Annotated in this window: 10 protein-coding genes and 1 pseudogene; 5 read left to right on the forward strand and 6 right to left on the reverse strand. The window is 51.1% G+C overall.

Features of this window, described 5'->3' with window-relative positions:
* The first annotated feature begins 10 nt into the window (after nt 1-10).
* Nucleotides 11-1,468 (forward strand): cardiolipin synthase, encoded by a 1,458-nt coding sequence (cls, locus tag ACEN2G_RS05690; RefSeq protein WP_442020509.1) that lies wholly within the window; start codon nt 11-13, stop codon nt 1,466-1,468.
* 100 nt (nt 1,469-1,568) lie between these two features.
* Here cls and ACEN2G_RS05695 read toward each other — a convergent pair whose 3' ends face one another.
* The 4 genes from ACEN2G_RS05695 to ACEN2G_RS05710 form a co-directional block, all read right to left on the reverse strand.
* Entirely contained in the window at nt 1,569-2,783 is a 1,215-nt protein-coding gene (locus ACEN2G_RS05695; RefSeq protein WP_442020510.1) for a pyridoxal phosphate-dependent aminotransferase, read from the reverse strand.
* Nucleotides 2,784-3,064: 281 nt separating this feature from the next.
* The gene (locus ACEN2G_RS05700) at nt 3,065-3,328 is read right to left on the reverse strand and encodes a GrxA family glutaredoxin (RefSeq protein WP_442020511.1); all 264 of its coding nucleotides are present in this window, start codon (nt 3,326-3,328) and stop codon (nt 3,065-3,067) included.
* A 106-nt stretch (nt 3,329-3,434) separates the two neighbouring features.
* Nucleotides 3,435-4,877: a D-alanyl-D-alanine carboxypeptidase/D-alanyl-D-alanine endopeptidase gene (dacB, locus tag ACEN2G_RS05705; RefSeq protein WP_442020512.1), complete on the reverse strand. Its 1,443-nt coding sequence runs from the start codon at nt 4,875-4,877 to the stop codon at nt 3,435-3,437.
* A gap of 92 nt (nt 4,878-4,969) precedes the next feature.
* Nucleotides 4,970-6,724, reverse strand: coding sequence for a DEAD/DEAH box helicase family protein (locus ACEN2G_RS05710; RefSeq protein ID WP_442020513.1), 1,755 nt, complete (start codon nt 6,722-6,724; stop codon nt 4,970-4,972).
* 268 nt (nt 6,725-6,992) lie between these two features.
* Here ACEN2G_RS05710 and fabV point away from each other — a divergent pair, with 268 nt between their 5' ends.
* Nucleotides 6,993-8,192 carry an enoyl-ACP reductase FabV gene (gene fabV / locus ACEN2G_RS05715; RefSeq protein ID WP_442020514.1) on the forward strand — a complete coding sequence of 400 codons (1,200 nt, stop codon included), beginning with the start codon at nt 6,993-6,995 and terminating at the stop codon, nt 8,190-8,192.
* Nucleotides 8,193-8,270: 78 nt separating this feature from the next.
* Here the strand turns inward: fabV and ACEN2G_RS05720 are convergent, their stop codons facing one another.
* A complete protein-coding gene (locus tag ACEN2G_RS05720) occupies nt 8,271-9,263 on the reverse strand; it encodes a diguanylate cyclase (protein ID WP_442020515.1) in 993 nt (330 codons plus the stop codon).
* A 17-nt stretch (nt 9,264-9,280) separates the two neighbouring features.
* Nucleotides 9,281-10,285 (reverse strand): response regulator, encoded by a 1,005-nt coding sequence (locus tag ACEN2G_RS05725; protein ID WP_442020516.1) that lies wholly within the window; start codon nt 10,283-10,285, stop codon nt 9,281-9,283.
* A 468-nt stretch (nt 10,286-10,753) separates the two neighbouring features.
* On the opposite strand from ACEN2G_RS05725, the pseudogene ACEN2G_RS05730 reads away from it, so the two are divergent.
* The 3 genes and pseudogenes from ACEN2G_RS05730 to rluF form a co-directional block, all read left to right on the forward strand.
* Nucleotides 10,754-12,571, forward strand: a pseudogene (locus ACEN2G_RS05730) (SulP family inorganic anion transporter); the annotation flags it as partial.
* 317 nt (nt 12,572-12,888) lie between these two features.
* Nucleotides 12,889-13,371, forward strand: coding sequence for a methyltransferase family protein (locus ACEN2G_RS05735; protein ID WP_442020517.1), 483 nt, complete (start codon nt 12,889-12,891; stop codon nt 13,369-13,371).
* A 69-nt stretch (nt 13,372-13,440) separates the two neighbouring features.
* Nucleotides 13,441-14,523 carry a 23S rRNA pseudouridine(2604) synthase RluF gene (gene rluF / locus ACEN2G_RS05740; RefSeq protein WP_442020518.1) on the forward strand — a complete coding sequence of 361 codons (1,083 nt, stop codon included), beginning with the start codon at nt 13,441-13,443 and terminating at the stop codon, nt 14,521-14,523.
* Nucleotides 14,524-14,771: the final 248 nt, after the last annotated feature.

Raw genomic sequence — 14,771 nt, forward strand, 5'->3', positions numbered from 1 at the left:
CAAGCCATTTTTGACTGATTATATTTATACCGCTTTTGGTTGGTTGTTGTTTCTGGCTCATACCAGCTTAGTGCTGGGGGTGACCTTTAGGGTGGTGATGAAGCGCCGCCCCGTGGGAGTGTCTTTGGCTTGGCTGGCGCTAATTTATGCGATTCCTATTTTGGGCGTGGCCACTTACCTCTTATTTGGCGAAGTACGGCTGGGGCGCAAACGCGCCGCGCGGGCCAAAGCCATGTATAGGCCCTACGCCGATTGGATAAATGTGTTGGTCAGCCGTTTTCCCGGGCAATCGTTTGTGGTGAGCGAGCCGGCGCTGCCCATTTATGAGCTGGTGAAGGCGCGACTCAACATGCCGATGCTCAGCGGTAATGCCATGCACTTACTGGAAGAGCCGGCGCGCATACTGGGGGCGCTGCAAGACGACATTCGCACCGCTCAGAGCTCTTGTTATTTAGAATTTTATATCTGGCACCCAGGCGGGCGGGCAGACGATATCGCACAGGAATTAATGGCCGCCGCCGAGCGTGGCGTGGATTGTCGCTTATTGCTGGACTCGGTAGGCAGTGCCAATTTCTTTCGCAGCCCTTGGCCTAATAGGCTGCGCCAAGCCGGCGTTAAGGTAGTGGAAGTCTTGCCGGTGGGTGCTTTTAGGCTGTTGTTTGAACGCCAAGACTTGCGCATGCACCGCAAGCTAGTGGTGATCGACGATGATGTGGCCTACACAGGCTCCATGAACCTAGTGGATCCGAGCTGTTTTAAACAAGGTGCCGGCGTGGGGGAGTGGGTCGATATTATGCTGCGCATTCGCGGTCCCATAGTGCCGATTTTTTGGTCGCTGTTTGTTTGGGACTGGGAAATGGAAACCGGAGAGCGTCTGCTGGAGCAACTCGAATATCACCCCATCAGCTGCCTAAACAGCCAGCTTAAATTGCAGTTGCTGCCATCTGGTCCCTTTATGGGCGGCGATGCTATTCATCAAAGTTTGCTTACCGCCGTGTATCAGGCGCGCCGCCGCTTGGTGTTGATTACCCCCTACTTTGTACCCGACGATGCCTTAGTGGCGGCGTTGTGCTCGGCTTCAGATCGCGGCGTAGAAGTGCAACTCATCTTGCCGGCGAAAAACGACTCCCGCATGGTGAATTACGCCTGTAATGCGTTTTTTGAGGAGCTGCTGCGCTCCGATGTCGAAATCCATTTATATGGCGCCGGCTTATTACACACCAAGTGTGTGTTAGTGGATCACCAGTTTGGCTTGGTGGGCACGGTGAACTTAGATAAGCGCAGCCTATGGCTGAATTTTGAAATGACGGTACTGGTCGATGATGGCCAAGCCATGGGCGAGCTGTTGCAATTGGCAGACGATTATCTGTCAGAAACCCGCAAGGTGTCTTGGCAGGAATGGCGCAATCGCCCGTTTCGCCAGCGGCTGCAAGAGAACCTCTTCTATCTGCTCAGTCCGTTGTTGTAGTAGCTGGAAGCTTGAAGCTGGAAGAAAAAATACCGAGCCTGCATTAGGCTCGGTATTTTTTTGGTGTATTAATTTCTAGTTTCTAGTTTCTAGCTTTCAGCTATTGCCGGTAATGCTTCAAGAAACGCGCCAAGCGACCGATGGCGTCTTCGAGCTCTTCGACTCTTGGCAGCGTCACGATGCGAATATGATCCGGCGTGGCCCAGTTAAAGCCGGTGCCTTGTACGACTAACATTTTTTCTTGCAGCAGTAAGTCATGCACCATCTTTTGGTCATCCTTGATCGGATACACCTTAGGGTCGAGACGCGGAAACATATAAATTGCGCCTTTAGGCTTCACACAAGACACGCCCGGAATATCATTCAGTAATTGCCAAGCCAGATCCCGCTGCTGGCGCAAACGACCACCGGGTAATACTAATTCATTGATGCTCTGGTAGCCGCCTAATGCCGCCTGAATAGAATGCTGCATCGGCACGTTGGCGCACAATCGCATCGAGGACAGCATTTCTAAGCCTTCGATATAGCCTTTTGCCTGATGCTTAGGGCCGCTGATCAACATCCAACCTTGGCGAAAGCCGGCGGCGCGATAGCTTTTTGACAGACCATTAAAGGTGGCGATTAGTACATCGTCACACAAGGTGCACACCGAATGGTGAGCCACATCGTCATACAAAATTTTGTCGTAAATTTCGTCGGCAAAAATAATCAGCTTGTTCTGGCGAGCAATTTCCACCACTTCCAATAAAAACTCGCTGCCATACACGGCACCGGTCGGGTTATTGGGATTGATCAGCACTATACCTTTGGTGCGTGGCGTGATCTTGGCGCGAATATCGTCTAAATCTGGGTACCAGTCAGCCTGCTCATCACAGATGTAATGCACGGCTTTACCGCCAGACAAGTTTACGGCGGCGGTCCACAGCGGATAATCCGGTGAGGGCACTAAGATTTCATCGCCATTATTGAGCAGCGCCTGCATGGCCATCACGATCAACTCAGACACGCCGTTGCCGATATAGACATCTTCTAGATCGACGGTGCGCAGCCCTTTCTGCTGATAGTACTGCATGATGGCTTTGCGGGCTGAAAACAAGCCCTTAGACTCACAGTAACCTTGGCTGGTAGGCAGGTTCACGATCACGTCTTTTAATAGCTCTTCTGGCGCATCAAAGCCAAAAGTAGCTGGGTTGCCGATATTGAGCTTTAAGATGCGATGGCCTTCATCTTCTAAGCGACGGGCTTCTTTATGTACAGGTCCTCGAATGTCATAGCAAACGTTGTCGAGCTTGTGGGATTTATCTACGGAATACATAAAAGTTCATGGCCTCAAATAGGCACCAGCTTAGTTGTGACCTGAGCTTTTTTCATGCCACTGCTTTTAAGGTCAGTCGCTCAATCAAAAGTTGGGATTCAGGGCTGGTTAATAAGGTTAAAAATATGAACCCATGATGGGACTTTGTTGCCAAGATGAAAAGGGGGGAGAGAAATTAAAGTGCTGGTGAAGGGTAAAGAGTGAAGGGAACAAGCTAAACGCAAGTGATGGGTGAAGGGGACTGTACCGTCCACTTCACCCCATACTCTTCAACTTTAGGCTTAGGCAAACAAACCTAAGTGGGCTTTGGCGTGGGCTTCAAATTCGGTAAAGCCACCAATGTGTGCTTGGTCGAGGAAGATTTGTGGCACGGTTTCTACCGGCTTACCCACGGTTTTTTCTAAGTCTTCTTTAGAGATGCCTTCTTCATGAATATCGATATAGCGAAACTCGAAGTCATCACGCTCTGCGCTTAACTTCTCGGCGAGATCTTTCGCCCGCACACAGTAAGGACAACCGGGACGACCAAAAATTACTGCAAACATATTTGTCTCCTAAGACGTATTAATTAAGCTAGAGCCAGTATAACGTGACCGCTCGCTTAAGATAAATCGTTAAATTATTGCTAATTGATAGGTTTTTTCTATGCCATTATTTAATGACGCCTTGATGAACCGCTGAGCTTAACCAATCACGCTCGAAGCGTCGCGCCGGCCATTCGCCAATCCCTGCTGCTATGTCTTTTTCATGTTGCGGGCTAATCGACAAGGCATTTTGCAACAGCACAAATACTTTTTGCTGGCCGTTATCTGCATCTAAAAAGCCCGCCAAGTTTTGTACGTGGGCTATGGTGCCGGTTTTGGCCTGAATTTTGCCCTTTAGGCTAGGGTCTTGCACGCTCTTGCGATACAAAAGGGTGCCGCTTTCGCCGCTCACAGGTAGCAAGTCCTTCAACCACTGGGCGCGCGGTTCATTGGCGATCACCAACAATACGGCGAGCAAGTCTTGGGCGCGCAATAAGTTATGGGCCGACAATCCGGAGCCGTCCGCCAGCCAGCTGGGGCCTAAGTTGAGATTGGCTTCTTTTAACAGTATTTCGCGCACCGCTTGAGTACCGTTGGCAAAGCTGCCTGCTTGCTGAAAATGCTCGGCGCCTAAGGTGCGCAACAAACTATCTGCATACAGGTTATCGGATTGCTCCAAGATGACGCGGGTAAGCTCTGTTAAAGGGGGCGATTGATGACTGGCCAGTGGCTGCCAATCCTGTTCGGCTAAGTGAATGCGGCTGTCCTTAATGGTGCCAGAAAGGCGAATACCCGCTTGCCCCAGCGCCCAACGGCTTAAATCTTGGCCCCAAGCGCTCACATCTTGAATGGCAAAGCGCAGTGGCCACGGCTCTTTACGGGGGCCAATACAGCCCAACAGGCGATATTGGTTAGGCGGCGTCATTTCTACGTCTAACGAGCAAAAACTGCGTTTCTGCTCGGTACTGTTCACCACTTCCACCTCGGCACTGACCTTAACCGGCTGATGGGCGGGCACAGTGGCGCGCGCCGCTTGGCCAGCATTGGCATACAAGGCACCTTGCACGCAGTTGCGGTCTAAAATGAGAGCCGAGACAGGTGCGGTATAACACAGGCTTAAATCATTCCACGACCCGCCATTGCCGCGGTCATAACCGCTAAAGCGAGCTTGGTTGAGCAATAGATTACCGCTAATGTGGGTGACGCCGCTGCGCTTAAGTAGGTCACGCAACTGCTCGCGCTTGAGTGTAGGGTCACCGACGAAGTCGACCAGTAAATCTCCTACAAGATGGCCCTCGTTAAGTTGCCCGCGATAATAGACTTGCGTTTGATAGCGCCAATCTGGGCCTAATGCCAAGGCGCCCGCTAAGGTAGTCACTAACTTTTGCGTAGAAGCGGGTTTTAATAACAGCTCACCGTTGTGGCTGGCTTCAATGTTTCCAGTTTTAGCATCGGCCAAAATCCACGCCACTTGAGCGTTATCCGGTGCGGGGGAAAGTGCGGCTTGAGCCATGTGTGCAGTACCTAGGCCAAGCAGTAAGGCCGTGAGGCCGACAATAGTTGAACGCATTAATGTCTCTTCGTAACGGTAGTAAAAATGATGGAAAGTTAGGTTGAGCTTACTTTTATCAGACTAATAATTTCACGCCTCACGCCTCACGGCTAAGACAAAGCATTCGCCAGCCGAAACCGGCCTTGATAATCAAACAGGGTTTCTTTGATGCGCCAGCCTTGTTTGTGTTTACGGGCAATCACGAAATCGGGATGACGAAATTTTTCGGACAATGCCAGTACGTCGGCTAGGTTATTAAACTCAGGCTCAAGGCTGGGGGCGGGCCAATGAGGGCGCACAAACTCCAGAAAAAAACGGCCGGTCTTGCCCTTAGCGTCAAAAGCATACCATTGCGTCAGCTCGGTGCCATCTTCATCGTAATAGGTGACTTTGAGGGCGGGGCCAAATTTGCCGCTCCCTTCGCTCATGCTCATGCCGGCACAGCGCAAGATAAGCGCATCTTTTAGCGCCAGCGCTTCTTTTAATTTCTTATCCGGATCCACTAATACGCAGCCACAGTCGTGGCATTGGCGGGCGGCTATGTCATTTTCCGCCAAACATTGCGGGCACGACTTAAAGCGAAACCGATAACCGCAGGGCTCGCCTAATTCTTCTGGCTCATCCTCTAACGTGAATAGACCCTGACAGCGGCGGCCAAAATGTTCCAGCACCTTGCCTTGCTCATCAACCTTACCCCAAAAAATATTGGCAAACCCACAAGCCGGGCACGGCACCTGCACCTGCGTCGTATCTGGGTTGGGTCTGGGATCGCCCACATCTGGGGCGAAAATATCCATATTATTACCCGCGTAATCCAGCACTAAGCAGTCGGTTTTATCCGGGCTTAAGCGCAAGCCTCGGCCAATAATTTGCTGATACAGCGCCACGGATTGGGTGGGGCGCAGCAGGGCTATCACATCCACGTGGGGCGCATCGAAGCCGGTGGTCAGCACAGAGACGTTTACCAAAAACTTCAGCTCACGGGCCTTAAAGCGGCGAATAATGTCATCGCGCATGGGGCCTGGCGTATCGCCGGTAATGAGTGCGGTTTGCTCAGGCGGTAACAGGCTTGCCACTTCGGCGGCGTGGCGCACCGTGCTGGCAAACACCATGACGCCCACGCGATCGACCGCATAATCTTGAATTTGTTGCACTATATGCGGCGTGACTCTGGGTTGGCGCGCCAGCTCTTTTTCTAGAGCTTGTTCGGTGAATAAACCCAGCTCATAGAGCCTTGAAAAATCATAATGCACTACCGGGGCATCTATGATGTCGGGTGGGCAAAGATAACCTTGTTTTATCATTAGCCGCAGCGGCAGCTCAAACAAACAATGCTTAAAAAAGCGCGGCTTACGGCTGCGTACGAAGCCATGATAATGGGTTTGATAAATCCAACCCAAGCCTAAGCGATAGGGCGTAGCCGTAAGGCCCAGTATCTTGAGTTTAGGATTGGACTCACGCAGGTGATTGACCACCTGCAGGTATTGGCTGTCGTCGTCATCGGAAACTCTATGGCATTCATCGATAATCACTAAGCTAAATTGGCTAAAGGCGTTCAAGTTGCGCGCCACCGATTGCACAGAGCCAAACACCACCTGAGTGTGGGCCTCTTTTTTACCCAAGCCCGCCGAAAATATGGCCGCAGCTTGGCCGTAGCTTTGGTACTTAGCGTGGTTTTGCTCCACCAGCTCTTTCACGTGTGCCAAGACCAACACCCGACCGCGCGCCAAGCGCGCTAACTCGGCGATCACCAAGCTCTTGCCCGCACCCGTGGGCAGCACTAATACGGCGGGTTCATCATAACGACGGAAATAGGTGAGCGTGCGCTCCACCGCCTCTTGTTGATAAGGGCGCAGGGTAAACATTAATTAACATCAGTGGTAAGCAAACAGGGCGACAGTGTGCGCAGATACGGCCAAAAAATCAAAGGTGAAAGCAGCGCCCGGCGCCCTGCACCCAACGCCGAGCTAACAAGCAAACCCCGTTTTTGTCGGTTTTGTGTTCATCTTGAGCTGGGTGCTTGGTGCCGGGCGCTCGGCGCTATGTGTTTCCCGCTCACTTTTGCTTTAGAATAAGGTATCTTTAGCATCTATCTAATAACTCTTTCTAAGAGCAACCGAGGCACATAACGGCATGATTATTAAACCCAAGGTTCGTGGCTTTATCTGTACTACTACTCATCCAGTTGGATGTGCGGCAAACGTAGCCGAGCAAATTGCTTACGTAAAAGCGAAAGGCCAATTGGCCAATGGTCCCAAAAAAGTATTGGTGATCGGTGCCTCTACCGGTTACGGCTTGGCTTCACGCATTAATGCGGCCTTTGGCAGCCACGCGGCTACTATCGGTGTGTTCTTTGAAAAGGGGGCTACCGAGAAAAAAACCGCTTCTGCGGGTTGGTACAACTCCGCCGCCTTCGATAAAGCAGCCAAAGCTGAAGGTTTGTATTCCAAAAGCATCAACGGCGATGCCTTCTCTAATGCGTGTCGCGAGCAAGTGATTGAGCTTATCAAGCAAGACTTGGGGCAAATCGACTTGGTCGTCTATTCGCTGGCCTCACCGGTACGCAAAATGCCCGACTCAGGTGAAGTCGTGCGCTCGGCTCTAAAGCCGATTGGCGAGGTGTATAAGTCGACCGCGCTCGACACTAATAAAGATGTACTGATTGAAGCAGAAGTTGAGCCTGCTAATGAGCAAGAGATTGCCGACACCATTCAGGTGATGGGTGGCCAAGATTGGGAATTGTGGATGAATGCCCTGGCGGATGCCGGTGTATTGGCGGACGGCGCTAAGTCGGTGGCTTACTCTTACATCGGCACCAGCTTAACCTGGCCAATTTACTGGCACGGTACTTTGGGCAAGGCGAAGGAAGACTTAGATCGTGCAGCCCACGCCATCGATGCCAAGCTCAAAGCCCACGGCGGCAATGCCCACGTGGCCGTGCTGAAGTCTGTGGTAACACAGGCGTCGGCTGCTATTCCGGTGATGCCTTTGTATATCTCAATGGCCTTTAAGGTGATGAAAGAGCAGGGCATTCACGAAGGGTGCATCGAGCAAATTCAGCGCTTATTTGAAACCCAATTATACGGCCAGCTGCCAGCGCAAGTAGATGAAGAAAATCGTCTGCGTTTAGACGACTGGGAGCTGCGTGATGCGGTACAAGATGCTTGTCGCGATATCTGGTCTCAAGTTAAAGACGACAACATTTATCAGTTAACCGATTACCAAGGCTACAAAGATGAATTTTTGCGTCTGTTTGGCTTTGGGTTAGAGGGTGTTGATTACGAAGCCGACGTAGACCCACAAGTGAAATTTGAAGTGATTGAATTGGCGTAAACGCCAGTTAACTCATAGCAATAAAAAGCCCAGTCGTGAATGCGACTGGGCTTTTGTGTTTGGTGCTGGGCTTTTGTGTTAGCTTGACGCTGGGTGCTCGGCGCTCGGCGCTGCATTTTCAGCACGCATCACTTGGTTGCGGCCTGCGTGCTTGGCTGCGTATAAGGCGGCGTCCGCTTGGCGTAACCATTTTTGGCTGCTGGGAGTTTGCTTACACAAAGCTGCCACGCCTAAACTAATGGTGTAGCTCAAGTTTTTATCGTGGCTGCTGATGCTCGCCTCGGCTATGGTTTGGCGCAAGCGCTCGGCAATCACGCAGGCGCCCTCTAGATTCGTTTCTGGCAAGATAATGGCAAATTCTTCGCCACCATAGCGGCCTAAATAATCTGTATTACGCAGGCAGGCGCGCATGGCGTCGGCGAGGTGGCGAATAACATCATCGCCCACCTGATGACCGTATTGATCGTTAACCCGCTTAAAGTTATCTATATCGAGTATGATCAGCGAGCAATCGTGACCGTAGCGGCGAAAGCGCTCAAATTCACTGTTAAGGGCTTCTTCCCACGCGCCACGATTCAGTAAGTTAGTTAAGTTGTCCGTTTTACTTAAACGGTCCAGCTTGGCGTTGACTTGCTCTAGCTCCATGCGGCTACTGGCCACGTCAGTGACATCGTATACCATCAAACAGACGCGTTTTATGCTGCCATCTGGCTCGACCAAGGGGCTAATCGTCACGTTTTGATACATGTAGGGCGAGGTGCCGGTAATGGGTCTACTGCTGCCAAAACGAAATAAATAAGGGCGTAATTCCCACGACGTAAAAGCGCGAGTATTGAGCGTGACCACAGTATCAATTTTGCGTTTTAGCCAAGCTGTGGGTAATTCTGGGAATAAAGAAAAAATATTTTGTTCTCGCACCGCCGTTGAGGTGAGTCCGCTGTGGTTTTCCATAAAGCCATTCCACAGCTGTACATTAAACTCTAAATCTAATACCACTAGGCCGATTTCCACTGACTCGAGCATATCAAACAGAAAATGAAATTCATGGGCATCCTGTATTGCGAGGGACATGGTTTACTCCATCAGGCTCATTGCAGTAAATAACTTAGACGCTGCTCTAGCCGTGTGACTGAGCTTTCAGTCAACAATACCAGCAGATTACAATTAATATTCTGTTGCTCTAGCTCATAGGGAATTTCGATACACAGCAGTTGCTCAGTTTGCTGCCTATGATGAGCCAATAAGCCTTCAATAGGTTGATGGCGGCCTAAAATATGGGGTTGACCTAAGCCAAAATGAATATCTAACTGCTCTCCAAGCCCTTTAATAAAGGCACTGAATAAGATGTTTGATATATCCAGTAATGCTTCTATTTCTGGGGCTGAGCTGGTTTCGTTTTCATAGTGCAGCAACTTTGCCATTTGTTCACTGTTGGTATCGGTGAATAGCAACAAGGCTTCGCCGGACACGCCTGCACCCACAAATCCTTGGCATACGGCCGCATAATCGGTATTGCCTTCAATGGCTGAAATCGCCATATTGAGTTCGCTGCGTGCAATCAATGCCACTTTAGGGATGGGCTGGTGAATAAAGACCTTGAGCAGTTGCGCCAATAAATTTGATGCCTGACCCATGGCGATGTTGGCCATTTCTTGCAGATACTCAAATAAGGTGACGGCGTCGTTGGGTTCAAGTTCATTGGGCGTGGCCGCCGGAGCGGCATCAGATCGATACAGGCCATACTCAATTAATAGCCGAGCGAGTTCTTGCTGATTTATGGGTTTAGTAATAAAACCTATGGCACCTAGCGTGCGCACCTTGTGCTCGGCCTCTGGTTGAATATCACCGGAAATCACCACTGTAATTACGGACAAGCTCTGTTCTTTAATGATGCTGAGCACGCCATAGCCGTCGAGCTCGGGCATATTGAGATCGAGGAATAACACATCGGCGCCGTGATTTTGCAAGAAGGTCAGTGCTTGGTTGCCGTTTTCGGCAAAGTGCAGCTCTACCGGCCAATCTATCGGCAGGGCACTGGCCACTTGTTTGCGGGCTACCAAAGAGTCGTCACAAATTAAAATATGGGTCGTCATACCCGAGTCAAATCTGATTGTTGCACGCTTAGTCGTTACCTTTTATGTCTTATGCCAGCCATATCATTTAACCACAGTCATTCAACCACAGTTTTCGGCGAGTTAACAGGAAACAAATGGCACCCTAGCTGACTGATAATCTCATCGATGTTGGCTGTGAAGGAAACTGAGGTGGAGTGATAAAGGCACATATTTCATCTATGTTAAAATGGTGGCTAAGGCCTTGGCGATTGATTTTATATGTTTTTTTTAGAATTGTGATGTAGCGCTATTCTGGAGTCTGAGCCCGCACTTAAGGTAGAATCTAGCCCACTTGGGCAATACATAGCGCTAATAATAATGTGCCGAATCTGACGATATAAAAGCCTATTATTAAACATAAGTCGCAGAGCAGGTGGCCTTGCAAACACCTCGCATTATCCGTAAGTGGCTCCACACTCACTCGTCTCACTTTAATTGGCTGGAATAATGAACAAACGCTTTTCTCTGGGGCGCTGGATGCCGGGCTTAATGACACTGTTAGGCTACCAAAGAGCTTGGTTGATGACAGATGTGCGGGCCGGTGTTTCTGTGGCGGCCGTGGGCTTGCCCGTGGCGATTGCTTACGCTGAGTTAACCGGTGTGGGGGCCGAGGCTGGTTTGTATTCCAGTATATTGCCCATGATCGCCTATGCCATTTTTGGCTCCTCGCGCCAGTTAATCGTGGGGCCGGACGCGGCAACGTGCGCCGTGATTGCCGCCGTGGTGACACCACTGGCCATGGGCGACCCCACGCGACACTGGCAATTGGTGATGACCATGACGGCCATGACAGGCGTGTGGTGCCTGATCGCCAGCCGCTTAAGGTTAGGCGTGCTGGCAGACTTTTTATCTAGCCCCATCTTAATGGGCTTACTGAATGGTGTTGCCATCACCATTATCGTCGGCCAGTTATCTAGCGTGTTCGGCTTTACCTACCACGAGCAAGGCTTAGTGGAGCGCGTATTAGCGGCGCCAAATTATGTGCCAGAAGTGGACTTATTCACCTTAGGGTTTAGCCTACTGACCTTGGTGGTGATGTTGGCGGGCAAGCGCATTCGTCCTCAATGGCCCACGTCTTTGCTGGCGCTGGCAGTAACCGCCACCATACTGTGGGCGCTGGGGCCTAGGGTGCAAGAGGTGGCTGTCATTGGCAGCTTGAGTGGCCGTTTTCCGGACTTTCAAATTCCCGAGTTTCCGCCAGGCCTTATTCGTGAGCTGGTATTGCCGGCGCTGAACTTGGCCATGATAAGTTTCGTGTCGTTAATGTTAACCGCGCGCAGCTTTGCGGCGCGTAATAGTTATGACATAGATGCCGATGCCGAGTTTCGGGCCCTCGGCATTGCCAACCTTGCCTCAGCCGTGTCTCAAGGGTTTGCCGTTAGCGGTGCTGGCTCGCGCACCGCGGTGAATGATGCCAATGGCGGTAAAACGCAAATGGTGTCGTTAGTGGCGGCACTGGCAACGGCTGCTGTGACCTTTTATTTATATTCACCCTTAAAATATATTCCGACCGCCGCCTTGGGTGTGATATTGATTTTAGCCTCGCTGTCGATGACCGACTTTAAGAGCATTTGGGCATTGCGCCAATCCGATAGCTCGGCCTTTTGGTTGGCCTTGATCACCTTTCTCAGCGTGCTCTTAATCGGAGTGATCCCAGGTATTGCCTTGGCGGTGTTGCTGGGCTTGTTTCAATTTTTACGCAATGTGATGCGCCCCACCGAGCAACTAATGGGCATGAATGACGAAGGCGTCGTTCATACCTTGGGCCATAACGAAGATGTAAAGGCCATTACTGGAGTATTAATTTATCGTTTTAACTCGCCGCTCACCTATTTTAATGCCGCCTATTTTAAGCGTCGGGTATTAGTCTTATTGGCCAGTGAAAAACAGCCGGCTAAATGCTTAATAATCGATGCAGTCTCTTGCTTCACTCATCAAGATATTAGCGTGATGACCATGGTTGGCGAGCTGCACAAAGAGCTAAAGCGCACTGGCATTCATATGGTGATGGCGGGGCGTCGCGGGCAAATGACGCTTTGGCTAAAGCAGGCGGGTATTCGTATCGGCGAAGAGGGCATCTTAGTGTATCCAGATGTGTATCAGGCGTTGCGCATGACTAGCTGCTATTGGGATGAAGAGCCCGAGGCCATCACGTTAGAGTCAGAAGCCAATGACATAGCCGAAGATGAACGCCTGCAAGCGATCGCCGAGTTTGAGCGCTCCGTGTTGTCGGCCAATGTGTTGTCGCCCGCTGAACGAGAAGCAACCTTTGCCGAGCCCGTGGCTGACGTTGAGATAAGCGAGTCTGTTGCAGCGTCTCTGCCTGCTATCTTGTTGCAGCCAGAGCCATTATTGGCGACACACTTACCGCCAGCACCGCAGCAAGCCACTATATTAAACCCTCATGGAGTGCCTATTAATGTGGACGGCTCACCCTTGCTCGATCTGAAACGGGTCGCGCTTACCTTGGATCCGCACTCCACCATTGATGGCGCCCCAGCGCAGCCCGGCATTATTCAGCTTGAAGCGCACATGGAAGACGCCATTTACACCGGCGCTCACTTTGCGCTGGGAGATAAAAAATGAGTTGGCGCAAGCGTTTGTTATGGCTGCCGCCGCCTCTGATCACGGGGTTTGCCGCCTTAATGATATGGCTAACGAGCGCTTGGTTTGGCAAACATGCATTAGCTGAGCTCGGCTTGCCGTTTGCGCTGCCTGCTTGGTTAGCGATAGTGGTTGCCCTCGCAGGCTTGAGTGTCATATTAGTGTCGGCGCAAACCTTGCGCTGCGCTAATACGACGCTGTTACCTTTTGCGCCCGAGCGTGCCACTGCTTTAGTGACTACTGGGATATTTAACTACAGCCGTAATCCCATTTATGTGGGCGATGCACTGCTCTTACTCGCGTGGGCGTTATGGTTTGGGGTGGCCATTAATCTGCTCTGGCTTGCCTTGTTTGTGCTGTATATGAGTAAGGTACAAATTGCCGCTGAAGAACAAGCGCTAAGCCATAAATTTGGTGCCGCCTATCAAACTTATTGTCAGCGGGTGCGCCGCTGGCTCTAGCTGAAAGGCTTGTGACTCTTGGTCTGCGCCATTACACTTGCCGTTTTTATTCTCGGGAGATCTCACCCCATGAGCGACGCGCCTCAATCCTCAACACCAGCCGCAGATCGCGCCTCAGTTACGGCGCCAGATAATCTGACTCGTCTTAATAAATTTATTAGCGAAACCGGCATTTGTTCGCGCCGCGAAGCGGATCGCCTGATCGAACAAGGCTGCGTGAAGGTGAACGGTGTGGTGGCCGGCATGGGCGTTAAGGTGAGCCTCGCGGATGAAGTGAAGGTAAATAATAAGCCGCTGCGCGCCAAACCGGCGCCCGTGTATTTGGTTTATAACAAGCCGATCGGCATCACCTGTACCACGGATCCCGAGATACCAGAAAATATCGTGGATGCGGTCAACTATAAAAAATCGCGCATTTTTCCTATCGGTCGCCTCGATAAGCCGTCCAGCGGTCTTATTTTACTGACCAATGATGGTGATATCGTTAATAAAATCTTACGCGCCGGTAACGCCCACGAGAAAGAATACATAGTGTCCATGGACAAGCCCATAACGGCGGAGTTTGTGGCGGACATGGGCGCCGGTGTGCCGATTTTAGATACGGTGACTAAGCCCTGTAAGGTCAAAAAAATTGGTCATAACACCATTAATATAATTCTCACTCAGGGCTTAAATCGTCAGATCCGACGCATGGCAGACTATCTGAACTTTAGTGTGACCAGTCTCAAGCGAGTGCGGATCATGAACATCGAGCTCGGTGAGCTTAAGCCTGGCCAATGGCGCTACGTGACTGAGTCTGAGTTGGCTCTGATCAACAATATGATCGGCGACTCCAGCAGCACAGAAGAAGCCTCAGTGCTCGAACAACCCAAGGCGGCGCGCAGTGGTCCGCGCATCAAAGACTTAACGCCGGAACAGGCAGCACCTGCTACCAATCGCAGAACGCGCGCGCGCGCTCACGCGGCCAGTCATGGCGCCGCTCATGCTGAAGAAAAATCTAAAGCCGCGAAAAAGCCCCGCCCTGCAAATAGCGGCGCTAAAGCAGGTGGTAAACCGAGTGCTAAAAATGGCGGCTCGCGCAATCAGGCGGCCGGCAAAGGCCGCGCTTCCAGCAAAGGCTCACTGCCACAGAATAATCGCGGGAAGCGTTAAGGAACGTGAAGACTGAGAGGTAAAGAGTGAAGGGGACGATAAACGGCCGGCGTCGCCTGGTTTTGTAGGCGAACGCTTGCTCTCGCATTTCGCCGAAGGCGGAACTATTTAAAGCAAGGGTGATGCGTAAAGAGTAAAGCTAAGCGGTAGTGAAGGGGGGGGGGAGACACCACAAGCTTTCAGATGCTGATTGTTATGTGTGGCCTTTGTTTCTGTCATCCACTTCACCCATTACACTTCACTCTTCA

Source organism: Oceanisphaera sp. W20_SRM_FM3 (genome assembly GCF_052119705.1).
Classification (GTDB): Bacteria; Pseudomonadota; Gammaproteobacteria; order Enterobacterales; family Aeromonadaceae; genus Oceanimonas.

Excerpts from the sequence above, each read along its gene's own strand:
- ACEN2G_RS05695 (WP_442020510.1), bottom strand. The coding sequence starts at position 2,783 with ATGTATTCCGTAGATAAATCCCACAAGCTCGACAACGTTTGCTATGAC.
- ACEN2G_RS05700 (WP_442020511.1), bottom strand. The coding sequence starts at position 3,328 with ATGTTTGCAGTAATTTTTGGTCGTCCCGGTTGTCCTTACTGTGTGCGG.
- dacB (WP_442020512.1), bottom strand. The coding sequence starts at position 4,877 with ATGCGTTCAACTATTGTCGGCCTCACGGCCTTACTGCTTGGCCTAGGT.
- ACEN2G_RS05710 (WP_442020513.1), bottom strand. The coding sequence starts at position 6,724 with ATGTTTACCCTGCGCCCTTATCAACAAGAGGCGGTGGAGCGCACGCTC.
- fabV (WP_442020514.1), top strand. The coding sequence starts at position 6,993 with ATGATTATTAAACCCAAGGTTCGTGGCTTTATCTGTACTACTACTCAT.
- ACEN2G_RS05720 (WP_442020515.1), bottom strand. The coding sequence starts at position 9,263 with ATGTCCCTCGCAATACAGGATGCCCATGAATTTCATTTTCTGTTTGAT.
- ACEN2G_RS05725 (WP_442020516.1), bottom strand. The coding sequence starts at position 10,285 with ATGACGACCCATATTTTAATTTGTGACGACTCTTTGGTAGCCCGCAAA.
- ACEN2G_RS05735 (WP_442020517.1), top strand. The coding sequence starts at position 12,889 with ATGAGTTGGCGCAAGCGTTTGTTATGGCTGCCGCCGCCTCTGATCACG.
- rluF (WP_442020518.1), top strand. The coding sequence starts at position 13,441 with ATGAGCGACGCGCCTCAATCCTCAACACCAGCCGCAGATCGCGCCTCA.